The sequence below is a fragment of the Kaistia geumhonensis genome, from assembly GCF_030815145.1.
In the GTDB taxonomy this organism is placed as follows: domain Bacteria; phylum Pseudomonadota; class Alphaproteobacteria; order Rhizobiales; family Kaistiaceae; genus Kaistia; species Kaistia geumhonensis.
Window position 1 is genome coordinate 1,831,831 of sequence record NZ_JAUSWJ010000001.1, and the last position, 24,795, is coordinate 1,856,625.

23 protein-coding genes are annotated in these 24,795 nt (G+C 66.3%); 16 read left to right on the forward strand and 7 right to left on the reverse strand.

Annotated elements, in window-relative coordinates:
- Positions 1–42: 42 nt before the first annotated feature.
- From QO015_RS08670 to QO015_RS08695, 6 genes are all read right to left on the reverse strand, one after another.
- A complete protein-coding gene (locus tag QO015_RS08670) occupies positions 43–291 on the reverse strand; it encodes a hypothetical protein (RefSeq protein WP_266280040.1) in 249 nt (82 codons plus the stop codon).
- Positions 292–495: 204 nt separating this feature from the next.
- On the reverse strand, positions 496–798 hold the full coding sequence (locus tag QO015_RS08675; RefSeq protein ID WP_266280038.1) for a hypothetical protein: 303 nt from the start codon (positions 796–798) through the stop codon (positions 496–498).
- Between the two features lie 153 nt (positions 799–951).
- Positions 952–1,779, reverse strand: coding sequence for a carbohydrate ABC transporter permease (locus QO015_RS08680; RefSeq protein ID WP_266280037.1), 828 nt, complete (start codon positions 1,777–1,779; stop codon positions 952–954).
- The gene (locus QO015_RS08685) at positions 1,776–2,687 is read right to left on the reverse strand and encodes a carbohydrate ABC transporter permease (protein ID WP_266280036.1); all 912 of its coding nucleotides are present in this window, start codon (positions 2,685–2,687) and stop codon (positions 1,776–1,778) included. The genes QO015_RS08680 and QO015_RS08685 overlap by 4 nt, the downstream gene beginning before the upstream one ends.
- A 70-nt stretch (positions 2,688–2,757) precedes the next feature.
- On the reverse strand, positions 2,758–4,038 hold the full coding sequence (locus tag QO015_RS08690; RefSeq protein WP_266282398.1) for an ABC transporter substrate-binding protein: 1,281 nt from the start codon (positions 4,036–4,038) through the stop codon (positions 2,758–2,760).
- Between the two features lie 95 nt (positions 4,039–4,133).
- Entirely contained in the window at positions 4,134–6,491 is a 2,358-nt protein-coding gene (locus tag QO015_RS08695) for a family 78 glycoside hydrolase catalytic domain (protein WP_266280034.1), read from the reverse strand.
- Between the two features lie 181 nt (positions 6,492–6,672).
- Between QO015_RS08695 and QO015_RS08700 the strand changes: the two genes are divergently transcribed.
- From QO015_RS08700 to QO015_RS08765, 14 genes are all read left to right on the forward strand, one after another.
- Positions 6,673–7,689 (forward strand): LacI family DNA-binding transcriptional regulator, encoded by a 1,017-nt coding sequence (locus tag QO015_RS08700; protein WP_266280032.1) that lies wholly within the window; start codon positions 6,673–6,675, stop codon positions 7,687–7,689.
- Positions 7,690–7,822: 133 nt separating this feature from the next.
- Positions 7,823–8,917: an alcohol dehydrogenase catalytic domain-containing protein gene (locus QO015_RS08705; RefSeq protein WP_266280031.1), complete on the forward strand. Its 1,095-nt coding sequence runs from the start codon at positions 7,823–7,825 to the stop codon at positions 8,915–8,917.
- A complete protein-coding gene (locus tag QO015_RS08710) occupies positions 8,914–10,545 on the forward strand; it encodes a GMC family oxidoreductase (protein ID WP_266280030.1) in 1,632 nt (543 codons plus the stop codon). Before QO015_RS08705 ends, QO015_RS08710 begins: the two co-directional genes overlap by 4 nt.
- A gap of 170 nt (positions 10,546–10,715) precedes the next feature.
- A complete protein-coding gene (locus tag QO015_RS08715) occupies positions 10,716–11,639 on the forward strand; it encodes a helix-turn-helix domain-containing protein (RefSeq protein WP_266280029.1) in 924 nt (307 codons plus the stop codon).
- 315 nt (positions 11,640–11,954) lie between these two features.
- Positions 11,955–13,370, forward strand: a complete 1,416-nt coding sequence (locus tag QO015_RS08720; RefSeq protein ID WP_266282396.1) for an extracellular solute-binding protein — start codon at positions 11,955–11,957, stop codon at positions 13,368–13,370.
- Between the two features lie 108 nt (positions 13,371–13,478).
- Positions 13,479–14,360: a carbohydrate ABC transporter permease gene (locus tag QO015_RS08725; RefSeq protein WP_266280028.1), complete on the forward strand. Its 882-nt coding sequence runs from the start codon at positions 13,479–13,481 to the stop codon at positions 14,358–14,360.
- Entirely contained in the window at positions 14,357–15,193 is an 837-nt protein-coding gene (locus QO015_RS08730; RefSeq protein ID WP_266280026.1) for a carbohydrate ABC transporter permease, read from the forward strand. Before QO015_RS08725 ends, QO015_RS08730 begins: the two co-directional genes overlap by 4 nt.
- A gap of 19 nt (positions 15,194–15,212) precedes the next feature.
- The gene (locus QO015_RS08735) at positions 15,213–15,422 is read left to right on the forward strand and encodes a DUF2160 family membrane protein (protein ID WP_266280024.1); all 210 of its coding nucleotides are present in this window, start codon (positions 15,213–15,215) and stop codon (positions 15,420–15,422) included.
- A gap of 90 nt (positions 15,423–15,512) precedes the next feature.
- Positions 15,513–16,550 (forward strand): NAD(P)-dependent alcohol dehydrogenase, encoded by a 1,038-nt coding sequence (locus QO015_RS08740; RefSeq protein WP_266280023.1) that lies wholly within the window; start codon positions 15,513–15,515, stop codon positions 16,548–16,550.
- 33 nt (positions 16,551–16,583) lie between these two features.
- The gene (locus QO015_RS08745; protein ID WP_266280021.1) at positions 16,584–17,357 is read left to right on the forward strand and encodes an SDR family NAD(P)-dependent oxidoreductase; all 774 of its coding nucleotides are present in this window, start codon (positions 16,584–16,586) and stop codon (positions 17,355–17,357) included.
- A gap of 27 nt (positions 17,358–17,384) precedes the next feature.
- A complete protein-coding gene (locus QO015_RS08750) occupies positions 17,385–18,110 on the forward strand; it encodes an SDR family oxidoreductase (RefSeq protein ID WP_266280019.1) in 726 nt (241 codons plus the stop codon).
- A gap of 271 nt (positions 18,111–18,381) precedes the next feature.
- Complete coding sequence (locus QO015_RS08755) at positions 18,382–19,323, forward strand: ArsR/SmtB family transcription factor (RefSeq protein ID WP_266280018.1); 942 nt, start codon at positions 18,382–18,384, stop codon at positions 19,321–19,323.
- An 85-nt stretch (positions 19,324–19,408) separates the two neighbouring features.
- Positions 19,409–20,917 (forward strand): arabinosylfuranosidase ArfA, encoded by a 1,509-nt coding sequence (gene arfA / locus QO015_RS08760; RefSeq protein ID WP_266280016.1) that lies wholly within the window; start codon positions 19,409–19,411, stop codon positions 20,915–20,917.
- A gap of 106 nt (positions 20,918–21,023) precedes the next feature.
- Positions 21,024–22,085 (forward strand): GGDEF domain-containing protein, encoded by a 1,062-nt coding sequence (locus QO015_RS08765; protein WP_266280015.1) that lies wholly within the window; start codon positions 21,024–21,026, stop codon positions 22,083–22,085.
- A 3-nt stretch (positions 22,086–22,088) separates the two neighbouring features.
- On the opposite strand, the gene QO015_RS08770 is transcribed toward QO015_RS08765, so the two are convergent.
- Positions 22,089–23,288 carry an acetate/propionate family kinase gene (locus QO015_RS08770; protein WP_266280013.1) on the reverse strand — a complete coding sequence of 400 codons (1,200 nt, stop codon included), beginning with the start codon at positions 23,286–23,288 and terminating at the stop codon, positions 22,089–22,091.
- 98 nt (positions 23,289–23,386) lie between these two features.
- On the opposite strand from QO015_RS08770, the gene QO015_RS08775 reads away from it, so the two are divergent.
- Both QO015_RS08775 and nanR read left to right on the forward strand, forming a co-directional pair.
- On the forward strand, positions 23,387–23,821 hold the full coding sequence (locus QO015_RS08775; protein WP_266280012.1) for a DUF1801 domain-containing protein: 435 nt from the start codon (positions 23,387–23,389) through the stop codon (positions 23,819–23,821).
- A 55-nt stretch (positions 23,822–23,876) separates the two neighbouring features.
- Positions 23,877–24,608, forward strand: a complete 732-nt coding sequence (nanR, locus tag QO015_RS08780; protein WP_266280011.1) for a transcriptional regulator NanR — start codon at positions 23,877–23,879, stop codon at positions 24,606–24,608.
- Positions 24,609–24,795 lie beyond the last annotated feature (187 nt).

A 24,795-nucleotide genomic window follows, 5' to 3' on the forward strand; every position in this document is an offset into this window, starting at 1 on the left:
CTGTCTGCCGCCGGGTGGCGTCGCGCTCCCGCGCCATCTCGCTCAGCCCTTGGACAGGCGGCGGGCATTGGCGCGCACACGGCGGCGATAGCCGCGCACCACAGCCAGCTGCGATTGACCCATCATCAGTGCGGCCATGGCCTGCTCGGCGGCGTCAACCTTCTCGAAGACCATCCGACGCGCCTCGGTCATGGCACCGGCATCGCTGCGTGCGAGCCGGGCGGTCCGCAACATGATCACCTCCTGCGACTCGAGGGCGAGGAGCGTCCACTGCTGGAAGATGGAGAACATATGGTCCTTTCGCGCCCCGTGATCGGAGCAGCCGGGCAACGCCCGAGCCTCCGCCCGGTTGCAGGATGACGGCGAAGGCGGGGACGCGCGCGAGCCACCCATCCGGCGAACCGGACCCCCGAGACGGCCGCGCTGCGTCCCCGCGCAATTCCATATCAGGCTTCGCAGAGGGCTGTTTGTCCTTTTGCGACAGCGCGATGCGCTTCAACCCCCGAGAACGGCAGCCAGCAGCGAGAGGAACGAGGCGACAAGGAACAGGGCCGCGAGTGCGATCATCAATGCGACCGATACCCTGGGCGCCATGCGGTCGAAATCGCTGAGACCTTCATCGACAGCGTCGTCGAACCCGGCGGCGAGACGGGGCCGAAAGCGGCGTGGGATGTCCGCCCTCTCCCCGTCCCGCCGCCGGATGTCCGCCTGGCGACGCACGGCGGAAAGTGGAGGCGAGGCTTCGATCTCCACCCCGCCGCACCAGGCGAACCCCCGAGTTCTTCCGATGTCGAGCATGTCGACGCTCCACTTCACTCAAGCCGGCCAATGCCGTCACATCCTTATGTGTGGGAATTTTTCCCACGTCAAGTAGAGCGATAAAAGCAGTCGCCCGCCGCTGGAAGGCGGCGGGCGACGCGAACCGTCAGGCGCAAGGGGCTTGAGGAGGGATCAGCCCTTCACAGCGCCGGCGGTCATTCCGACCACGATCTGGCGGTTGAAGAACAGGAAGACGATCAGCGGCGGGATCGTGATGATCAGGATGTTCATGAAGAGCAGATTGTAGGACGTATCGAACATGCTCTGGAAATTGTAGAGCGTCAGCTGAACGGTGACGTTCTGCTTGCCGGGCAGATAGTAGAGCGGGTTGGTGAAGTCGTTGAAGATCGCCACGGACTGCACGACGATGACGGTGATGATGACCGGCTTCAGAAGCGGCAGAATTATGCGGAAGAAGAGATCGAGCGGCCCGGCACCGTCGATGATCGCCGCCTCGTCGATCTCGCGCGGGATCGTGGAGACGAAGGCGCGGAAGAGCAGCACGCTGAAGGCGAGACCGTAGGCGACCTCGATCAGGATCATGCCGTGCAGCGTCTTGAAAAGGCCAAGCCCCTGCAGCGTCCAGATCGTCGGAACGACGGCCGGCGGCATGATGAGGCCGGCGAGAACCAGGAAATTGGCGACGCCGGTCCAGACCGAGGGCCGGCGCTGCATGACGAAGCCCACCATCGCGCCCAGCACGACCAGCAAGGTCACGCTCGCCACCGTCAGGATGGTCGAGTTGATGAGCGCGGTGATCAGCATGTAGTCGCGCGCCTTTACCACCTCGACCAGATTGCTCCAGAAGTGGAAGGAAGTCGGCCAGGAGAAGTCGCGCAGCGAGGCCTGCTGCTTGTCCTTCAGGGCCGTGATCAGGATGAAGGCGAAGGGCACGATGAAGATGACGATCGAGCCGAGGATCGCCGCCGCGCCGATCAGCGTTCCGCCGCGGTTCCTCATCGGGCAACCTCCCTGCGATTGAGCACGGCCGAGAGCGGCACGACGATGAGCGCGACAAGGACGAACAGCACGACGTTGCCGGCGGTGGAGAGGCCATAGAAGCCGGCTTGGTACTGCTTGTAGATCACCGAGGCGATGACGTCGGAGGTGAAGCCGGGTCCGCCGCGCGTCATCGACCAGATGAGATCGAAGGAGCGCAGGCCGCCGATCAGCGACAGGATCACGACGGTGACGGTCGCCGGGCGCGCCAGCGGCAGCGTCACGTTCCAGAAGCGCTGGAACGCCCCGGCACCGTCGATCAGCGCCGCTTCGTAATAGTCGCGCGGGATCGAGACGATGCCAGCGATATAGATGACCGTCGCGAGGCCGACGCCTTTCCAGACATCGACCAGAGCCACCGAGAGCAGCGCAAAGCGCGGATCCGTCAGCCAGCCTGGCCCCTCGATGCCGATGGCCGCCAGCGACTGGTTGATGAGGCCGCCGGTGGGGTGCATCAGCACGGTGAAGGTGATGCCGACGCCGACCGTGGAAACGAGCACCGGAAAGAACACGACCGAACGCAGATAGTCGCGGCCGATGATCTCGGAGGTGAGCAGGACGCCGAGCAGCAGCCCGAGCACCACCTTCAGCCCCGACGTCACCACCGCATAGATCAGCGTGTTGACGAGGCCCTGGATGAGGAAGGGCTCGCGGAAGAACTGGCGGAAATTGTCGAGGCCGATGAAGGTCGCTTCGGATAGCGTCCAGCGCGTCAGGCTGAAGAACAGCGATGCGATGGTCGGAAACAGGAACAGCACCGCATAGATGACGGCGGCCGGAAGGTAGAACCAGTTCGGATAGACCGTCCGGACGGCGCGTCGACGGACACGGTCGGCGCCGATCGCGGGGCTGGCGGCAAGGCTGGTCATTGTCGACGCTCCTCCCGGCGGGATGGGGCCGGCGCATGCGCGCCGGCCTTTGTTAGGCGTCAGGAACGGCCTACCAGCCGGGCAGGCCGAGCTGCTGCGCCTGCTTCTTGACGTCCTCGTCATAGAGCGCCGCGCCCTCGGCCGGCGAGCGGATGCCCGAGCCGACCTCGACCGTGATCTGCTCGAGCGAAGGCCCCTTGACCGGCGAAACGAATTCGAGCGCCGGAGCGGCTGCGCCCGCCTTGTCGAAATAGGCCTGGAGGTCGGACACCATGGGCGGCACGTCGGCCGGCAGCGCGCAGGACTTCACGAGATAGGGCCCCGTGGCGCCGACCGCCGCGGTCTGCAGGTCGCACGCCTCCTTCGAGGCGATGAAGGCGACGAGCTTCTTGGCCGCGTCGACATGCTCGCTCTCGTTGGAGATGTAGATGCCCGGCGGCATCCAGGCGGTGAGGCCGTTCTTCGCGGCGTCGTCGCCCGGCAGGGCGAAGAAGCCGATATCCTTGACCGCGTCGGGATTGGCCGTCTGGATCGCGCCGAGCGCGAAGGTCAGCATCGGGTAGTGGGCGCCCTCGCCCGAGGCGAGCATTCTGAGGCCGTCGTCGAAGGTCGCGGCGCCGAAATCCTTGTTGAGATGGCCGGCCTTGAAGACCTCCGCCTGATGCTCGAAGCCTTTCAGCGCCGCCGGTGTCGTCGCGAACTTCGCCTTGTTGGCCGTGTAGTCCTCGGCGAAGCTCGGCACAGCCGCCTGGACGTTGAAGAAGTCGCCGAGCACGAAGAGCTGGCTGGTCCAGGTATCCTTGAAGGTCTGGATCACCGGCACCTTGCCGGCCGCCTTGATCTTCTCGTTGTTGGCCATGAACTCGGCCCAGGTCTTCGGCACCTGGAGCCCGAGATCGGCATAGAGCTTCTTGTTGTAGAGGACGCCGCCGCCCATCGCGGTCTGGAACGGCGCGCCATAGAGCTTGCCGCCGGCCGTGACGACGTTCTGGAACGCCGGCTGGATGTCGGCCTGCCAGGGCTCGGCGGTCAGGTCGACCATGTATTTCTGCGGATTGATCTGCTGGAACAGCGATCCCGAATTGTAGAGGAAGACATCGCCGATCTCGCCGGTCGAAAGGCGGGTCTTGACGATGTTGTCACCGTCACCGCCGCCGGGGCGAGTCTCGATATCGACCTTGATGTCAGGATTGGCCGCCATGAAGGCCTCGACGACCTTCTCGGCCGCCGCGACCGTCTGCGGACCGTTGTCAATGAGGAAGCTCAGCGTCACCTCCTCGGCGAGCGCGGGCCCAGACACCATGGCGGCAAGCGCAAGACCGGCGCCGGCCGAGAGCGCCGCAAGGCGCATCCTGTGAGCAGTCATCACGTTTCCTCCTCCTTGCGCCCGCGTTTCGCGAGGCGCTCCTCCTCGTTCCCGCCGGCGCCTCCCCGCGCCGGCGAACCTCATGCGATGCGGAACGTCACCTCATGCGTTCCTGCGGCGAGCGGCACCCGTGCGCCCTCCTCCGGCGTCGCGACCGATGCGCCGTCCACGGCGGCATCGCGATAGCCGGGCCGCAGCACCAGCGTCGCCTCCGCGCCGGACGGCACGGTGACGCGATAGCGGACCCGATCGCCCTCGACCGACCAGCCGGCCTCGATGCGGCCGGCGGCGGAATCGTGCTGCGCGCTGACGGGGCCGAGGCGCGGCCAGACGAGCGGCTCGAAGACGATGTGGCGGAAGCCGGGCTTCTCGGGATCGGGCCTGAAGCCGGCGGCCTGCTCGAACAGGAACTGGCAGACGGCGCCATAGGCGTAGTGGTTGTAGGAGTTCATCGCCGGGTCGAAGGGCGTGCCGTCCTCGCGGATCGCATCCCATCGCTCCCAGATCGTGGTGGCCCCGTTCTTCACCTGGTAGAGCCAGCCCGGAACGCCTTCCTGAAGGAAGACTTCTTCCGCAAGCGCCGCCTCGCCGGCCTTGACGAGAGCGGGGAGCAGGGCCGGCGTGCCGATGAAGCCGGTGCCGATCCGACCGCCCGCCCGGGCGATCGTCGCCTTGAAATAGTCGATCGCCGCAGGAAGCTGCGCCTCGGGAATGAGGTCGTGCAGGATCGCCAGAGCATAGGAGGTCTGGTCGTCATAGACGAGGCGACCGGACGGCGCGATGAACTCCGTGGCGAAAGCCGCCTTCACCGCGTCGGCCATTGCCGACATCCGCGCCTCGACGGCGGTATCGCCGACGACGCGGGCGACGCGGGCCGTCAGGCGCGACGAGATATAGAGATAGATCGTCGCCGCGGCGTCGTCGCCGATGGTCGGCAACGGCTTCTCGCTCGGCCCCTTCGGCTGCAGCCAGTCACCGAAGGTGAAGCCCCGAGAACCCCAGGGCCGCGGCGGCCTGACGATGGGCGCATTGCTGATCGACCAGATGAAATCGACCCATTTCACCATGGCCGGCAGCGTCTCGGCGAGGATATCGCGGTCGCCGTAGTGCTCGTAGAGCGTCCATGGCACGATGCAGATGGCGTCGCCCCATCCCGTCGAGCCGAAGAAGCCGGGATAGGCGTCGGGCCGCATCCGCGTCGGATCGGGCACGACATGGGCGATCGCGCCATCCTCGCGCTGGTCGGCCATGACGTCGCGCAGCCACTTCACCCAGAAGCTGTGGCTCTCATGGAGATAGCAGGCGGTGGGGGCGAAGACCTGCGCGTCGCCCGTCCAGCCGAGGCGTTCGTCGCGCTGCGGGCAGTCGGTCGGCACCTCGATGAAGTTGGAGCGCTGCGACCAGATCGTGTTCTGGACGAGGCGGCTCACCAGCGGATTGCCGCTGGTGAAATCGCCCGCTGGCGTCACGGCCGAGGTGATCGGCACCGAGACGATCTCGAGGATCTCGGCATGACCCGCGACCGTCACGCGGGCATAGCGGAAGCCCTGGAAGGTGAAGATCGGCCGATAGCTCTCCTCGCCCTCGCCCTTCAGCACATATTCGACGCGGGCCGGCGCGCTGCGATAGTTGGTATTGTCGAGATTGCGCTTCTGATCGAGAATCTCGGCATGCTCGACGATGATCTCGGCGCCGCGTTCGCCGCGCACGCGGAAGGCGACGTAGCCGCCGCAATTCTGGCCGAAATCGTAGAGGCGCCGGCCCTCGGCGTCCTCCCAGGCATCGACCGGCGACAGGGGCGCGAGCTCGCGGACGCCGCCGGTCTCGTAGGCGACGAGGCGGGCGGCATCGAAGGGAAGCGCCGCGCTGCCCGAGATCGCCTTCAGCTCGTCGAGGCGGGCGTCGTAGATCTCGCCGAAATAGATGCCGCTCTTGAGCACCGGCAGGAGGCCGCTCTCCCAGGTGGCGTCGGTCGCGAGCAGCAGCGGCGCATCGCCGCCGGGCCCGGCCCGGAGCTCGGCAATGGCGGCGATCCGGTCGCCCCAGGTGTTGTAGAGCGCATGCTGCTTTGCCCACATCATCTGCGAGCGATACCAACCATCGGCGAGCCAGATGTCGATGACGTTCTCGCCGGCGACGAGAAGATCGGCGACGTCGTAGGACTGGTAGGAGAGCCGCTTGTCATAGGCGGTCCAGCCCGGCGTCAGCAGGTCCTCGCCCACCCGATTGCCGTTGATGAAGGCGCGGTAGAGCCCCAGGGCGCTGATATGGAGCGTCTCGCCGCCGCCGACGCCGGACAGCGTGAAGCGCCGGCGCAGGAAGGACGCCTGCGTGCCGACGCCGGCATCGGTGAGCGGGCGGATCATCTGCGCCGTCCAGCGGATCGCGTCCGGACGGGCAGCCTCTATCGCCGCATGCGGGGGCATGGCGTCGTGCATCTCTTCCTCCCTTGCCGGGCCGTCATCGGCAATGCCGTTCCTCACGCGACCCGTAGACCGTTATACGTAAATCGTTCTACACGTCAGAGTCAAGCGGGGCTGCCAGTTCCGCGCCGCGCGGCGTCCTGCTAGAGGAGCGATCTGGAGGGACGAGATGGCACCGAGAAAACCGAGCGCGCGCGTGACGATCCGGACGGTGGCCGCGGATGCGGGCGTGTCCGTGGCGGCGGTGTCCAAGGTGCTGCGCAACGCCTATGGCGTCAGCGACGCGCTGCGGGCAAAGGTGCAGGAGTCGATCACGCGGCTCGGCTACCGGCCCCATGCCGCGGCGCGCGGCATGCGCGGGCAGAGCTATACGCTCGGCGTGATCCTGCCCGATCTCACCAATCCGTTCTTCGCCGACATCATGGCCGGCATCGACGCGGCGCTGGAGCGCACGGAATACCAGCCGCTGCTGGGCGTCGGTCAATCCTCGCCGGCCGTCGAGCTCGAACTCGTCGACGCGATGCTGGACCGGCAGATGGATGGACTGATCCTGCTCGGGCCGCGGATGACCATCGACCGCGTCGCGGCCATCGCAGAGCGCGCACCGACCGTCGTCATGGCGCATCACCCGGTCGGCCCCACGCGGTTCGACACCGTCAACGACGATGACCAGCTCGGCGCCCGGCTGATCGTCCAGCATCTCGCAGGCATGGGCTATCGCTCGATCGTCTATTTCAGCCAGGACCTGCAGTTCAACGAGAGCCAGGTCACTTATCACCGCGAGATCGGCTATCGCGCCGCGATGACCGAGGCCGGCCTCGGCCGCTACATTTCGGTCGTGATGGCGGAGCAGGCGCCGCGCGAAGTCCGAACGCTCGTGCGCCAGCTGCTGCAGGGTCGCCCGCGCCCGGAGGCCATCTTCTGCTGGACGGATTTCATCGCCTTCGAGGCGCTCTCGGTCGCCCGCGAGCTCGGCCTTTCGGTTCCCGACGACGTCGCCATCGTCGGCTATGACAACACCCGCTACTGCGACCTCGCCCAGAACGCGCTCACCTCGATCGACCAGTCGGGTCAGTTGCTCGGGCTGCAGGCGGCGCGACTTCTCGTCGAGCGCATCAAGGGCCGCGAGGAGGCCGAGCACCTCGTGATCACCCCGCGCCTCGTCGTGCGCGCCAGCACGGTGCGCAAGAACGCCGTGTCGACCGGCAACTAGGCCAAATCGGTACCAATGGGCTCAAAAAAGTACAGGTTCGGGGGCAATTGATCGTGGCCGCGACGATGGCCCGCTCCTAGACTTCGCGCCTTGTCCCGACAAAGCCGCGGAGGAGCGGCCGGGAGGGGGAGCGATGACGAGACTGGACAGGACGATGACGGCCGTGGTCTGCCACGGCCCCCGCGATTATCGCGTCGAGCGGGTGGGCATGCCCGAGGCGGGCCCGCGCGAGATCGTGGTGCGGGTCGATGCCTGCGGCATCTGCGCTGGCGACTGCAAATGCTGGGCCGGCGCGCCGATGTTCTGGGGCGGCGACAACCCTTACGTGAAGCCGCCGGTCATTCCAGGCCATGAGTTCTTCGGCACGGTCGAGGAGCTCGGCCCCGGTGCCGGTGAATACCACGGGGTCGCGATCGGTGACCGCGTGATCGCCGAGCAGATCGTGCCCTGCGACCGCTGCCGTTTCTGCCGCTCCGGGCAGTACTGGATGTGCGAGGTGCACAACATCTTCGGATTCCAGCGGCAGGTCGCCGACGGCGGCATCGCCGAATACATGCTCTATCCGGCCACGTCCCGCGTTCACAAGATCCCGGCCGAGATGCCGCTCGAGGACGCGGCGATCATCGAGCCGCTGTCCTGCGCCATCCACACGGTCAATCGCGGCGACATCCAGCTCGACGACGTCGTCGTCATCGCCGGCGCCGGTCCGCTCGGCCTTCTCATGACGCAGGTGGCGCGGCTCAAGACACCCAGGAAACTCGTCGTCATCGACATGGTCGACGAGCGCCTCGCGCTCGCGCGCCGCTACGGCGCCGAGGTGACGATCAATCCGGGCCGCGAGGATGCCGAGGCGATCGTGCGCTCCCTCACCGGTGGCTATGGCTGCGACGTCTATATCGAGAATACCGGCCACCCCTCGGGCGTCACGCAGGGCCTGAAGATCATCCGCAAGCTCGGGCGCTTCGTCGAGTTCTCGGTATTCGGGTCGGAGACGACCGCCGACTGGTCGATCATCGGCGACCGCAAGGAGCTCGATATCCGCGGCGCCCATCTCGGCCCCTACTGCTATCCGATCGCGATCGACCTCCTGTCGCGCGGCCTCGTCACCTCGGATGGCGTCGTCACCCATTCCTACGCCCTGGAGGACTGGGACGAGGCGCTGAAGATGGCGATCTCGCTCGATTCCATCAAAGTGCTGATGCGTCCGGGCTACCGGGCCAATCGATGAGCGGCCGCTACGACTACATCATCGCGGGCGGAGGTTCGGCGGCCTGCGTTGCCGCCATGCGTCTCGTCCGCGAGCATGGCTTCCGGGTGCTGATCGTCGAGCGCGGGCCGGAAAAGACGGCGCGCGTCATGCGGATGCCGGCCGGTTACATGAAGTATCTCGGTCGCGAGGACTATCTCGAGATGCACCACACGGTCGCCCAGCCGCGGCTGGGCGGTCGCGCGCCGATCGTTCCGCAGGCGAAGGCGCTCGGCGGCGGCAGCGCGGTCAACGCGATGGTCTATATGCGCGGCCAGCGCGAGGACTATGACGGCTGGGACGCGATGCTCGGCGGGGGTTCCGGCTGGTCCTATGCCGATCTCCTGCCGCATTTCCGGGCGCTGGAACGCAATTCCAAGTTCAACGACGCCTATCACGGCATCTCGGGCGGACTGCACGTCTCCGACCCGGGCAGCCTCTGCGACACGACGCAGGACTATATCCTGACCGCGCAGGGCGCTGGCATCCCGTACAATCCCGACTTCAACGGCGCCCGCCAGGCCGGCGTCGGCGTGATGCAGCACACGATGGGCCTCATCAACGGCCGCATGGAGCGATGCGACGCCGTCACCGCCTTCCTCGCCCCTCTGCGCAGCGACCCGCGCCTCACCATCGTCACCGATGCCCGCGTCGACCGCATCACGATGGAGAACGGCCGCGCGACGGGCATCGTCTGGCGAACGCCGACCGGCGAGGGTTCGGCCATCGCCGAGCGTGAGGTGCTGGTCGCTGCCGGAACCTACAACACCGCCAAGCTCCTGATGCTGTCGGGCATCGGGCCGGCCGCGCATCTCAAGGAATTCGGACTGCCGGTCGTTGCCGATCTCCCCGTGGGCGCCATGCTGCAGGATCACCACGAGGTCCCGGTCATCGCGACGACACGCGGCCCGAGCGGCTATTTCGGCCAGGACCGCGGCTGGAACATGATCCGCAACGGCCTGCAATATCTTCTCTTCAACACCGGCCCTGTGACGACGACGGGCATCGAATCCTGCCTCTTCTACGATCCGGACGGCGGCGAGCGGCCAACGATCCAGCTCTATTGCGCGCCGATCGTCTATCTCGACCGCGACGTGTCGAGCGCCGAGCCGACCTATGGTGTGACGCTCACCTCCTGCCTGCTGCGCCCGAAGGCGCGCGGCAGCGTCCGCCTCCGTTCGGCCGACCCGGCGGCGATGCCGCTGGTCGACGCGAATTTCTTCGGCGATCCGGAAGATCTGCACCTCACCATCGCCTCGCTGCGCTTCGCGCGGACGCTCCTCGCAACGGAGCCGCTTGCTGCCAAGATCGGCACGGAATTGCTGCCCGGCGCGGCGCTCGAGGACGACGCAGCCCTCGCCGCCTATTGCGGCAAGACGGTCAAGACCAACTACCACCCGATCGGAACAGCCCGCATGGGGTCCGACGGCGACGCGTCGGCGGTGCTCGACACGCGCCTCAGGGTGCGCGGCGTCGCCGGGCTGCGCGTCATCGACTGCGCTGCCATGCCGGCCATCCCCTCGGGCAACACCAATGCGCCCGTCATGGCACTGGCGAGCCGCGCGGTGGACTTCATCGCCGCCGATGCCGCCCTCGCGAGCGTGGCCTGATGCCGAAGACGTGAGGATGGTGTAGGTTCGCCTTGTTGCAGACGTGAATTCGGGAGTTCTGGAGGCCGACGATCCTGGCGAAGACCGGGACGCGGTGAGGAGGAGACCAGCGCAGGTTCACCGGGACGACAGTCGCGGTCAGGCCGGCGCTTGCCAGGGGAAGGATGACCATGGGCTTCGAGCGCAGAATCGTTCCTGATTTTGAAGTCATCGTGTGCGCGCCGGAGGAATCGTTCCGCTGGAACGTGCACGATTACCCGCACCATCTCGCCAAGTGGCATTATCATCCCGAGTTCGAGCTGCACCTCATCCAGGCCAGCGCCGGCGAGATGATGATCGGCGACTATGTCGGCGCCTTCGAGGCCGGCAGCCTGGTGCTGACCGGTTCTGGCGTTCCGCATAACTGGGTGAGCCGCATCCAGCCGGGCGAGCGGGTCCCCAATCGCGACATGCTGATCCAGTTCAGCCCCGACTTCGCCGAGAAGGTCGCCGGGCTCTGCCCGGAATTCGACGCGGTCGGCGAACTCTTCGAGGATGCGAAGCGCGGCATCGAGTTCTCCGGCGCCACCGCCGAGGCGGGGCGGCGCCTGCTCCGTTCGATCGGCGCCGCGCGCGGCGCGCAGCGGCTTCTGATGTTCCTCGAGCTGATGACGGTGCTCGCCCGCAATCCGTCCGAGCGGCGCACGCTCTCGCGTGCCGCGCCCTCGCCCGGCCAGCAGACGCGCTCTTCGGAGAAGATCGAGACCGCGATCAGCTACATCCTCGAGCATTCCGCGCAGCCGATCCGCCTGACCCAGCTCTCGGCGCTCTGCGGCATGGAGGCGACGGCCTTCTCGCGCTTCTTCAAGAAGCAGACGGGCCACACCTTCGCGCGCTACGTGAACTGCATGCGGGTCCACGCGGCGTGCAACCTGCTCGCCAATTCCGACATGCCGATCACCGATATCTGCTTCGAGGTCGGCTTCAACAACATCGCCAATTTCAACCGGCAGTTCGTCAAGATCTGCGGCCGCTCCCCTTCGGCCTATCGTCGCGACGCCCGCCGGATCGGCACGACGACGCGTATCGAGGTGCTGGCGGAGGCGCGCCTCTGACCCGCCGCCGCTTTGTCGGTGATGCGATCAAAATTGTACAGGAGAGACCTGGAATCCGCGTAGTGAGACGGCAACCCGTCTTCTAGAGTCTTCATCGAGCGTTCGGGTATCGGCAAAGGCCAGGGCTTGGAGGAAGTCAAGCCGTTCGCTCTATGCTCAACTGGGGAATGTCCCCGATCATCGGGGATCTGAGACAGCACGATCCGACGTTGCTTCGGAAGGCGAAGACATCGCCGTTCCGTCGTCAGCCGGATTCTGCCCGTATCACCCCGCGACATTCTATGGGAGGCAAGAGGAATGTCAGGACTGAAACGCATGATGTTCGGCGCCGCGGTCGCCGGACTGCTGGTCGGCGCCGGCGAGGCGCGGGCCGATTTCTGGTCGGATGCCGCCAAGGGTCTCGAGGGCACGACCATTCACGGCGTGTCGGAGAGCACCCCGCCGTCGAACTACGTCAAGGACGTGCTGGCTCCGGAATTCACCAAGAAGACCGGCATCAAGGTCGAGTTCGAGGCCACGTCCTGGGACCAGATGTACGACAAGGCGATCAAGGACATGGAGGCCAATACCGGCATCTATGACTTCGTCTATATCGAGCAGGACATCGTCTATTCCTACCTCGCCCGCAACTTCCTGGTCGACATCACCAAGTCGCTGGCCGAGAAGCCCAACCTGAAGTCGCCCGATTTCGACCCAGCGATGTTCACCACCTTCGTCAACTACTTCAAGAACGAAGGCGGCGACATCTTCGGCGTGCCGATGGAAGCCTTCATCAAGGTCTATCTCTATCGCAAGGACCTTTTCGAGGACGCCAAGGTCAAGGACGCCTTCAAGGCCAAGTACGGCTATGACCTCGCTCCGGCGAAGACGCATCAGCAGTACAAGGACATCGCCGACTTCTTCACGGCGTGGGGCAAGGACAATGGCGGCGAGTTCTGGGGCTCGACGGTCCAGGCGCATACCGGCCATCCGGCCTCCTGGTACGAGTTCTTCGAAAGCGTCGCGCCGACCTTCGGCGTCTACAACTGGGGCATCGATCCCTCGAAGAACTATGCCGCCTCCGTCGCCAATGGCGGCTCGATGAACAGCCCCGAGTCCAAGAAGGCGCTGGAATGGTGGCTGAGCCTGCTGCCCGACGCACCGCCGGAGTCGACGGCCTCGACCTGGGACGAAGTCGCGGCGACCTTCGCCGCCGGCCGCACCGCTCAGGGTCTCGTCTATGGCGAGAACGCCGCCTGGATCGCCACCAACGACACCAAGTCGAAGGTCGTGGGCAAGGTCGGCGTGGCTCTGCCGCCGCTCGAGCCGGGCGTGCTCGAGGCGGCCGAGTCCGGCAAGGGCTATATCGGCTACTATGACGGCGGTGCCTTCGGCATCCCGCACTCCTCGAAGAACAAGGACGCCGCGCTGCTGTTCCTCGAGTTCATCGCTCAGCCTTCGGTGCAGGCCGACTGGGCGGTTGCGGGCTCGCGCATCACGCATCAGGCGACCTATGACGATCCGAAGGTCGTTGCGCAGGACGCCAAGACGGACGGCTACTACTCGCTGATGAAGAATGACGGCCGTCTCTTCGCCGGCGCCCCGCCCTATCCGTTCCACGCGCAGGTCCGCGAGGCGACCGCCCCGTTCTTCTACCAGGCGATCACGGGCGAGCTCTCGGCCTCCGACGCCCTGGACCAGATGGCGGCTGCTGCCGAGCAGGAACTGACCAAGCTCGGCTATCGCAAGTAACCAGCGACACGGCCGGCGCGGTCCTTCGGGGATCGCGCCGGTCCGGCGCGGGCCGCTCCCTGTCGGCCCGCGCAAGCTTCAGGCAGGCCGTCCCCGGAGATCGAGCCCATGCGCCCCCAATCCGTCGGCTGGCTGTTTCTGGCGCCGACCCTGTTCATTCTCTTCGTGTTCGGCGTTCTGCCGTTCATCTATGTGCTGGTCGTCGGCTTCTTCGACTGGAATTCGTTCGCGGCCGATCCGACGCCGCGCTTCTCGGGCGTCAACAACTACCGCGAGCTGGTCTTCGATACCGGCTATCTGATGTCGCTCTGGAACACGCTGCGCTTCGGCGTCTTCGCGGTGGTGAGCGAGATCATCCTCGGCTACGCGCTCGCCCAGCTCTTCATGCGCAACTTCCCGCTGAAGGGCTTCTTCCGCACCATCCACACGCTGCCGCTGATGATCGCCCCGGTCGCGGTCGGCGCCACCTGGCGGCTGATGACGGTGCCGGGACTCGGGCCCATCCCCTATTATCTCGACAAGTGGTTCGGCATCGATTTCCTGATCAGCCGCTACCCTCAGCAGGCCTTCTTCACCACCGTGGTGATGGATGTCTGGCACTGGACGCCGCTCGTCACGCTGACGCTGCTGGCCGCCCTGTCCTCGATGCCGAAAGAGCCCTTCGAGCAGGCCCAGATCGACGGCGCCAACCGCTTCCAGACCTTCTGGTACGTCACGTTGCCGATGCTGAAGCCGGCCATTCTCTCGGCCGTGTTCATCCGCCTCATGGATGCCATGCGCACCGTCGACGAGGTCTGGATGCTCACCGGCGGCGGTCCCGGCGCGGCCACGCGCTATGTCGGCCTCTATATCTGGCGCGTCGTCTTCCCGAAGACCGATTACGGCTACGGCTCGGCGATGTCGCTGATCACCCTCTATCTCACCATCGTGCTGTGCTGGCTGCTCTATGCCGGCCTCGTCGCCCGCCGCGACCTGAGGAGGACCGAATGAAGCGCGACCGTCCCGCCCTTTCGCTGGCGTTCTGGGTGTTCTCGAGCCTGATCACCCTCTTCCCGATCTACTGGATGTTCGTCGTCTCGGCCAAGAGCCGTGTGGAGCTGTTCGGCGCGCCGAGCTTCATCATCAAGAGCTTCTTCTCGGAGAACTACTGGGCGACGATCACCAACACGACCTATCAGGGCTTCATGTTCAATTCGATCGTCATCGCGACGTCGAATGCCCTCCTGGTCACGACGCTGGCGCTGTTCGCCACCTATGCGCTGTCGCGCTATCCGCTGGTCGGCAAGGAGAACGTCTTCTTCTGGACGATCACCAACCGCATGGCGCCGCCGGCGGCCTTCCTGCTGCCGCTCTTCCTGCTCTACACGCAGGTCTTCGTCGTCGGCGACTGGAAGATGTTCGACACGCGCATCGGCCTCATCCTGCTCTACTGCGTCTTCAACCTGCCCTTCGCCATCTGGACCATGCGCGGCGTGATCGACGCCATCCCGCATGAGCTCGACGAGGCGGCCTATGTGGACGGCGCCAAGACCTGGCAGGTTCTCTTCCACGTCATCACGCCACTGGCGCGGCCGGGCCTCGCGGTGACCGCGATCCTGACCTGGGTCTTCGCCTGGAACGAGTATCTCTTCGCCGCGACGCTGACATCGGTGCATGCCCGCACCATCACCACGGGCCTCGCCGAATTCGTCACCGTGACCGGCACGAACTGGGGCCAGATGGCGGCGACCGCCATGCTGACGCTGATCCCGGCCGTGCTGTTCCTCGCGCTGGTGCAGAAGCACATCGTGGCGGGCCTCACCTTCGGCGCCGTCAAGGGTTGAACGGCAAGGAGCCACTGACATGAGCGATCTGCCGCCTGCCACCACTGCCAAGAAGCCGGAGGGCTTCCTGCCGATCCATACGAATGCGTTCGATCGCGTGTTCATCGCGGTGGTCGTGTTTGTCGCAATCCATCTGTTCTGGATGCGCTTTGTCGAACAGGACCTTTCGCTGTATGTGGCCACGGTGATCTCCGTGATCGTCGGAGCCCTCATTATCGCCCGTGGCTGACCGCTCCCCGGCGGCCACGGCCCATCCTCGACGCAACCCCTCGCGGCCGCGCGCTCGGCGCCGCGCCGCGTCCAAGCTGGAGTGACGACCTTGCAGGCGCTCGTTCTGGAAGAGAAGAACCGTCTTTCGCTGCGCGACTTCCCGATCGAGGAGACGCTGGGTCCGCGCGACGTCCGCATCCGCCTGAAGACGGTCGGCATCTGCGGCAGCGACGTCCACTACTATACGCATGGTGCCATCGGCCCCTTCGTCGTGCGCGAGCCGATGATCCTCGGCCATGAGGCTTCGGGGATCATCGAGGAGGTCGGCAGCGCCGTCACCGAGCTCGCGGTGGGCGACCGAGTCTGCATGGAGCCGGGCCTGCCCGATCCCGCCTCGCGCGCGACCCGTCTCGGCCTCTACAATCTCGATCCGGCCGTGCGCTTCTGGGCGACGCCGCCGATCCATGGCGTGCTGCGGCCGAGCGTCGTCCACCCGGCCGACTTCACCTTCAAGCTGCCCGACAACGTCTCCTATGCGGCCGGCGCGATGGTCGAGCCGCTCGCGGTCGGCGTCCATGGCGCCACCAAGGCGCGGGTTAAGCCCGGCGACATCGCGGTCGTGATCGGCGCAGGGCCGATCGGCCTCGTCACCGTGCTCGCAGCGCTGGCGGCCGGCTGCGCCCGCGTCATCGTCAGCGATGTCGACGACACCAAGCTCGCGATCGCCAGGAAGCTCGGCGCTGTCGATGCGGTGAACGTCGCCAAGCAGTCGCTGGTCGATTTCGTCCGCGCGGAGACCGCCGGCTGGGGCGCCGACATCGTCTTCGAATGCTCGGGCAACACCCGCGCCGCGGCCGGCGTGTTCGAGCCGCTTGCTCCGGGCGGCACCGTCGTCTTCATCGGCATCCCGCTCGAACCGGTGCCTTATGACGTCGCCGCCGGCCAGATCAAGGAAGCCCGCGTCGAGCATATCTTCCGCTACGCCCACGTCTATCCGCGCTGCGTCGCGATGCTCGCTTCGGGCGCGATCGATGTCTCGCCGCTGATCACCCGGACGTTCCCCTTTGCCCAGAGCGTCGAGGCGTTCGAATATGCCGCTCAGTCCCCGGCAGGCGAGGTCAAGATCCAGATCGAGATGCCGGACTGACATCGGTCGGCGGATCGCCTTGGGAGGGGCGGGATGTATCTCGAAAAGCTGAGACTCGACGGCCGCGTCGCCATCGTGACGGGCGCGGCGCGCGGCATCGGCCTCGCGATCACGGAAGCTCTGTCCGAGGCCGGCGCGCATGTCGTGATCGCGGATCTCGACCCTGAAGCCGGCGCCGAGGCGCTGGCGGCGCTGCGCGGCAAGGGCGTCGAGGCGGAATTCGCCAGCCTCGACGTCACCCGTTCGGCCGAGGTCACCGCGCTTGCCGATGCGCTCGCCACCCGGCTCGGACGGATCGACATCCTCGTCGCCAATGCTGGCATCGCGCGGTCGGGCGTCGCCGCCGAGGACACGACCGACGAGCACTGGCTCAACGTCATCGACGTCAATCTCAACGGCGTCTTCTGGTGCAACCGCGCCTTCGGGCGCCACATGATCGCGGCCGGACGCGGGTCGATCGTCAATATCGGTTCGATGTCCGGCTTCATCGTCAACCGGCCGCAGAAGCAGGCCTTCTACAACGCCTCCAAGGCGGCCGTGCATCACCTGACGAAGTCGCTCGCCACCGAATGGGCGCCGCACGGCATCCGCGTCAACGCCGTGGCGCCGACCTATATCGAGACGCCGCTGACGAAATTCGCCTACGAGATTCCGGGCATGGTCGAGGCCTGGCTTCGCGATACACCGATGGGGCGGCTCGGGCGGCCAGACGAGATCGCATCCGTCGTGCATTTCCTCGCCTCGGACGCAGCCAGCCTGATGACGGGCTCGATCGTGCAGGCGGATGCCGGCTTTACCGCCTGGTAGGCGCCAACCAATCAAGGGAGAAGACACATGGATTTCAGCGGCAAGCGCGTTCTGGTGACCGGCGCCGGCAAGGGCATCGGCCGCGCGACGGCGAAGATGCTGGCGGCGCGCGGGGCCGAGGTGGTCGCGATCTCGCGCTCGCAGGCCGATCTCGACAGCCTCGCCGAAGAGATCGGCGCGCGCGGCATCGCGGTCGACCTCGCCGATGCCGAGGCGACCCGCCGGGCCGCACTCGAGGCGCTGCCGGCGGATTTCCTCGTCAACAACGCCGGCACGACGGCCCTCGCCTCTTTCCTCGACCTGCCGGTCGAGGATTTCGACATGCTCTATGCCGTGAACGCGCGCGCGCCGATGATCGTGGCGCAGGAATATGCGCGCGACCGCGTCAAGAAGGGCCTGCCGGGCGCCATCGTCAATGTCTCGTCGATCTCGTCCTGGATCGGCTTCGCGGACCACACCGCCTACTGCGCTTCCAAGGGTGCCATGGATGCCATGACGCGCGCGATGGCCAACGAGCTCGGCCGCATGGGCATCCGCGTCAACGCCGTCAATCCGACGGTGACGCTGACGCCGATGGCCGTGAAGGCCTGGAGCGATCCGGCCAAGTCCGACCCGATGATGAAGCGTATTCCCGTCGGCCATTTCGCCGATCCCGACGAGGTCGCCGAAGTGATCCTCTTCCTGCTCTCTGACCGCGCCTCGATGATCAACGGCATCACGATGCCGGTCGACGGCGGCTTCATGGTCAACTGATCGGGCGGCGTCGACGCGACGCGGCCGGGCGGCGGCTCTCCGCCGCTCGGAACCATCCGCTCTTCCTGCGGTTGTCAGGGTGGATGGAAGCGCGTCAACCGGACGCGGCGGTAACGGGGAACGGGGTGATTTTTCCGGTTTCTCACCTCGGCCAACGAAACGGCAGCCGAGCCCCTGTCCCGCCCGCTTCCGTCCATCGCCTGCCCGATTGATGGACATTATCAGGATCGATGATATCAATCCTACAGATATCCTCGTCCGGATCCCGTCCTTGAAGCGAAACTTCCTCACGCTCCGAGCCGCCGACAGCCATGCCGTCCTGCGGTCCCTCGCCTCCCCCGCGCGGATCGACATCCTGCGGCTGCTGAGTGCAAAGGGGCCGATGAACGTGAACGAAATCAGCGCCGCGTTGTCGCTGCCGCAGTCGACCGTGGCGACGAGCGTGCTGGCGCTGGAGGAGGCCGCGCTCATCGAGACGCGCACCGTGAAGGCGCGCAAGGGCCACCAGAAGATCTGCTCGGCGCGCTATGACGAGATCGCGATCCGCTTCGACCTCGAGAGCGAGGCGCCGGTCGACGACGTCATCGAGGTGGCGATGCCGATCGGCCTCTACACCAGCTGCGCCGTCGAGGCCCCCTGCGGGCTCTGCTCGGCGGAGGGCATCATCGGCCTCCTTGACGTGCCGAACTTCTTCCTCGATCCGCGGCGCATGCAGGCGGGCCTCGTCTGGTTCCGCCGCGGCTATGTCGAATACAAATTTCCCAACAATGCCAGGATCTTGAACGAGACGATCGACGCGATCGACTTCACGATGGAGCTCTCATCCGAGGTCCCAGGCACCAACCCGGACTGGCCCTCCGACATCACGCTCTGGGTCAACAACGTCGCCATCGGCACATGGACCTCGCCGGGGGACTTCGGCGACAAGCGCGGGCTCTTCACGCCGCGCTGGTGGAAGCTCGAAGGCTCGCAGTACGGCAAGCTGAAGACCTGGACCGTCTCGGATCGCGGGGCCTTCATCGATGGCGAGCGGGTGTCGGACGTGACGCTGGCCGATCTCGACATCGAGGGCCACCACTCGATCCGGCTTCGGATCGGCATCGCGGAAAATGCAATCCACCCCGGTGGAGTCAACATTTTCGGACGTGGTTTCGGCAATTTCGACCAGGATATTGTCATGCGGCTGCACCGCGACGGCGCCCGGCGCGATTGACAGACGTCGCGATACGGACCATAGTTTCCGGTATATATCGGAAAACTTGATATATAAATCCGGGAAAACGCACAGCGAGGTTGCCGTGAAAGCGAACGTGATCGTCCATAAGGACTTCGCGCTCTCCGCGATCGATGATCGCATCTACAGCTCGTTCCTCGAGCATCTGGGGCGCGCGATCTATACGGGCATCTACGAGCCCGGCCATCCGACCGCCGATGCCGACGGCTTCCGGGGTGACGTGATCGACCTCGTCCGCGCCATCAACACACCCTATGTGCGTTATCCCGGCGGCAATTTCGTCTCCGCCTACAACTGGGAAGACGGCATAGGCCCGCGCGAGGATCGCCCGACCCGGCTCGATCTCGCCTGGAAGACGCGCGACAACAATGCCGTCGGCGTCAACGAATTCGTCGACTGGTGCAAGAAGGCCGGCACCAACCCGATGCTGGCCATCAATCTCGGCTCGCGCGGCCTCGATGCGGCGCGCAATTTCGTCGAATACTGCAACCATCCCGGCGGCTCCTACTGGAGCGACCTGCGCCGCAAGCATGGCTGGGCCGACCCGCACAACGTCAAGCTCTGGTGCCTCGGCAACGAGATGGACGGCCCCTGGCAGGTCGGGCACAAGACGGCCGACGAATATGGCCGCCTCGCCAACGAGACCGCCAAGGCGCTGCGCCTGTTCGACCGCTCGCTGGAGCTGATCGTCTGCGGCTCGTCGAACTCCGACATGCCGACCTATCCGCAGTGGGAAGCGACCGTCCTCGAGCACACCTACGATTCGGTCGACCACATCTCGCTGCACATGTATTTCGCCAATGTCGAGCATGACACGCTCGGCTATCTGGCCAAGGCCGAGAAGCTCGACCGCTATATCGGCACGATTGCCGGCGTGATCGACTTCATCAAGGCGAAGAAGCGTTCCAAGCGGAACGTCACGATCTCCTTCGACGAGTGGAACGTCTGGTATCACAGCCGCGAAGCCGACAAGAAGATCCTGGAGGGCGACGTCTGGCCGGACGAGCCGCATCTCCTCGAGGACATCTACAATTTCGAGGACGTGCTGCAGGTCGGCGGCATCCTCAACACCTTCATCCGCCGCGCCGACCGGGTGAAGATCGCCTGCATCGCGCAGCTCGTGAACGTGATCGCGCCGATCATGACCGAGAAGGGCGGCCCGGCCTGGAAGCAGACGATCTACTATCCGTTCCTCTATGCCTCGCTCTATGGCCGCGGCACGGCGCTCAACGCCGTCGTCGACGGACCGACCTATGACAGCGCCTTCGGCGACGACATCCCCTATCTCGATCTCTCGGCGGTGCGCTCGACCGCGGGCGACGCGCTGACCTTCTTCGTGGTCAACCGCCACCTGACGGACAGTCTCGATCTCTCGGCCTCGCTGCAGGGCTTTGCCGGGGCGCGGGTCGTCGAGCACATCCAGATGACGCATCCGGACCTGCGCGCAGTCAACACGGCCGCCAATCCGGACAATGTCGCGCCGAAAACGGTGTCCGGCACGATCGTGGAAGACGGCACGCTGAAGTCCAAGCTGCCGCCGCTCTCCTACAACGTCATCCGCCTCGCGCTCTGAGCGCTGGGGCTTTCGGAAGCTGACGGCGGCCCGCTCACCGCGGGCCGCCGCTCAATCTGCGCGAACTGCGACCGCTTGCGGGGACTGGCCGGACCGGATTTCGGCCTTGCGTCTTCCCATTCGCACCCGCATCTGGGATGTTGCGCAGCAACAGACCATGAGCCCCTCGATGTGGAATGCCCCCGCCGCGCCGGCCGACGAGGCCGAGCGGCTGAACGAACTCTACAGCTACGCCATTCTCGACACGCCAGCCGAGGAGCGGTTCGACCGCATCACGCGCATCGCATCGCGGGTCTATGGCGCGGATGCGGCTTACATGAGCTTCGTCGACGCCGACCAGCAATGGCTGAAGGCTCAGAGCGGCCGACGCCTGCCTGACATGCTGCCGCGCTCCGAAAGCCTTTGCACGCTGGTGATCGCCACGGATGCCGAGGTCGTCATCAACGATCTCAGGGCTGTGCCGGCCCTCGCCGGTCACCCGGTCGTCGAGGCCGGCACCTGGGGCTTCTATGCCGGCGTGCCGCTCAGGGGCGAGCACGGCCATGTCATCGGCACGCTCTGCATTGTCAATGCCCGCGCGGGCGCGCCGGACGGCTTCAGCACCGACGTTCTTCACGACCTCGCGGCGATCTCCAGCCACGAACTGATCCTCGCGCAGCGCAATTCCGAACTCTACCGGCTGACCAATACCGACGCGCTCACCGGCCTCGCCAATCGCCGGATGTTCGATTCCGAGCTGACGCGCACGCTGCGCCGCAGCCGCCGTACCGGTAGCGAAGCCTCGCTGCTCGTCATCGACCTCGACCACTTCAAGGAGGTCAACGACGCCGCAGGGCATGCCGCGGGCGATGCGGCGCTCGCCGACTTCGCAGCGGTGCTGAGGGGGGTCGCCCGGCGGCCCGACGATCTCGCGGCCCGCATCGGCGGCGAGGAGTTCGCGCTGATCCTGGGGGGTACGGACGGTGCCGGCGCCCTGACCGTCGCGGCATCGCTGCTGGAAGCGCTGGCGGCGGCGGGCATCGAGCATCCGAAGCGCGGCCGGCTCACCACCAGCATCGGCGCCGCGACCCTCGAGGCCGACGACGACGCCAGGGCATGGTTCGCACGGGCCGATCGCGCGCTCTACGCGGCCAAGGCGGGCGGCCGCGCCACCGTCAGGACGAGCTGAGGCTCAGCCGCCTTCGCCTGCCGCGAGCAACAGGGCCCGCGTGTGACGCGCGATCATGCGCTCCTCGTCGGTCGGCACCACGAGGATGGCGACGGGGCTGCCCTTCGTCTCGACATGGAGATCGGATCGCGCATTGGCCTCGGCATCGAGCGCGAGGCCGGCGAAGGCGAGCGCCTCGACGACGCGCCGGCGGATGTCCGGTGCATTTTCGCCGATGCCGGCGGTGAAGACGAGCGCATCGAGACCGCCGATGGAGACGGCGAGCGAGGCCACCGCCTGGGCGACGCGGCGGGAGAAGAAATCGAGCGCCATCGCCGCGCGCGGATCGTCGCTTTCGAGCAGCGTCCGCACATCGTTGCTGATCCCGGAGAGGCCGAGCAGCCCGCTCTCGCGATAGAGCATGGTGCCGATATCGTGCGCCGTCATGCCTTTCTGCTCGATGAGATGCAGGATGACGCCGGGATCGACCGCGCCGGACCGGGTTCCCATCGGGATCCCGTCGAGCGCCGTGAAGCTCATGGTCGTCTCGATGCTCCGGCCCCCCTGGAGCGCGCAGAGCGAGGCGCCGGAGCCGAGATGGGCGATGACGACGCGGCGATCCGCAATCTCGGGCGCCAGGCGTCGCAGGGCGCCGCCGACATATTCATAGGAGAGCCCGTGGAAGCCGTAGCGGCGCACGCCTTCGTCATAGAGCGCGCGCGGCAGCGCGAAGCGGTCCGAAAGCTCCGGATGATCGCGATGGAAGGCGGTGTCGAAGCAGGCGACCTGCGGCAGGCCGGGATGCTCCTTCATCAGGAGGCGGATCGGATCGAGATTGCCGAGCTGGTGCAGCGGCGCCAGCGGGATGAAGCTCTCCAGCGTCTTCATGACCTCACCGTCGACCACGACCGGATGCGTGAAGGTGGGACCGCCATGCACGACGCGATGGCCGACGCCGATCATCTCGTGGCCGCCGAGTCGATCCTCCAGCCAGTCCATGACGATCTTCTGCGCGGCTCCGGAATCGGCGGCGGCGCCCTTGTCGAGGCTCCGTTCGTCCAGCGGCCTGCCATCGCCGTCCTTCGCTTTCAGCCGCGCGTCTCCGCCGATGCCGTCGAGCACGCCGGAAAAGACGGTATCGAGCGCCTCGCCCGCCCCGAGCGCGTAGAGCTTGAACTTGATGCTCGAGCTTCCGGCATTGATTACGAGGATGGCGTCGCTCATCGTTCCTCCAGTGAAGTGGCGGCTCGGAGCCGTCGCGGACGGGTCCGCCACCGTGCCGGCTCCCTCGCACGACTATAGCCCCCGAAGGAGGACGGAGCATGACTGGCGACAAGGAGGCTCGCGCGACCACCGCCGATACGGCCGACACCAACGCGGCCTCGGCCGAGATCGATGCGCGGATCGCCGCGCTCGGCGACTGGCGCGGGCCAGTGCTCTCGCGGCTGCGCGCGATCATCCGCGGCGCCGATCCCGCGATCGTCGAGGAGGTGAAGTGGCGCGGCGTCCCCGTCTGGTCGCGCGGCGGAATCATCTGCACCGGCGAGACCTACAAGGCCGTGGTCAAGCTGACCTTCGCCAAAGGCGCCGCGCTGCCCGACCCCGCGGGGCTCTTCAATGCCAGCCTCGAGGGCAATACCCGCCGCGCGATCGACATCCGCGAAAGCGGGGCGATCGACGCGGATGCGCTGACGGCACTCGTCCAGGCGGCAATCGCGCGTAACCTCGAAACCGGCACAAAGAAGCGGAAAGCCTGAGAGCCGCGGCAGGCCGGTGCTTGCCAAGCCGCCGGCTTCGGCGGATGATACTGGTATGACCACTGAACATGATCCGATCAAGCGCCGGAAGCTCTCGGACGAGGTGCAGCAGCGGCTGCTCGCGATCATCGAGACCGAGCGCCTCGGGCCCGGCGACGCGCTGCCCTCGGAGCGCGACCTGATGACGGCCTTCGGCGTCGGCCGTCCGGCGATCCGCGAGGCGATGCAGAGCCTGCAGCGCATGGGGCTGGTCGAGATCCGCCATGGCGAGCGGGCGCGCATCGCCGAGCCCTCCTTCGGCCGCATGGTCGAGCAGATGTCGGAATCGATGCGCCACATCCTGTCGCATTCGCCGGCCAGCCTCGCCCATCTCAAAGAGGCACGCGCGACCTTCGAGATGGAGATGGCACGGATCGCGGCGCAGCGAGCCAAGCCCGCCGATGTCGCCCGCCTCAAGCGCACCATCGATGCGCAGGAGGCGCAGAGCCACAACCCGGCCGTCTTCCTGCAGCTGGATGCGCGTTTCCATCGGGAGATCGCGGCCATCAGCGGCAATCCCATCTTCACCTCGCTGAGCGAGGCGCTGCTGCGATGGCTGCAGAGCTTCCATGTCGACCTGTTGCGCGTGCCAGGCCTCGAGAAGCTGACGCTCGCCGAGCACCGTCAGATCGTCGAGGAAATCGCCGCCGGCAATGTCGCCGGGGCAGCCAAGGCGATGAGCGACCATCTGTATCGCGCCAACGACCTTTATCATCAGGACAATTTCGCCCGCCCCTCCGAAACCTGAGAGGGCGCCGGGAAACGCGCGGCGGCATCATTCGTGGTCGCAGCCGGAACAGATGCGGCCCGTCATGACGGTCTGTGCGCGCCTGAGCTTCACAGCCTCGATCTGATCTTGGCGTCGCCGCCTCGTCACGAAGCGGGGCGAGCGGCTGAGCATGGCGGCTCGGCCAACCGGCTCCCCGTTGCCGGCC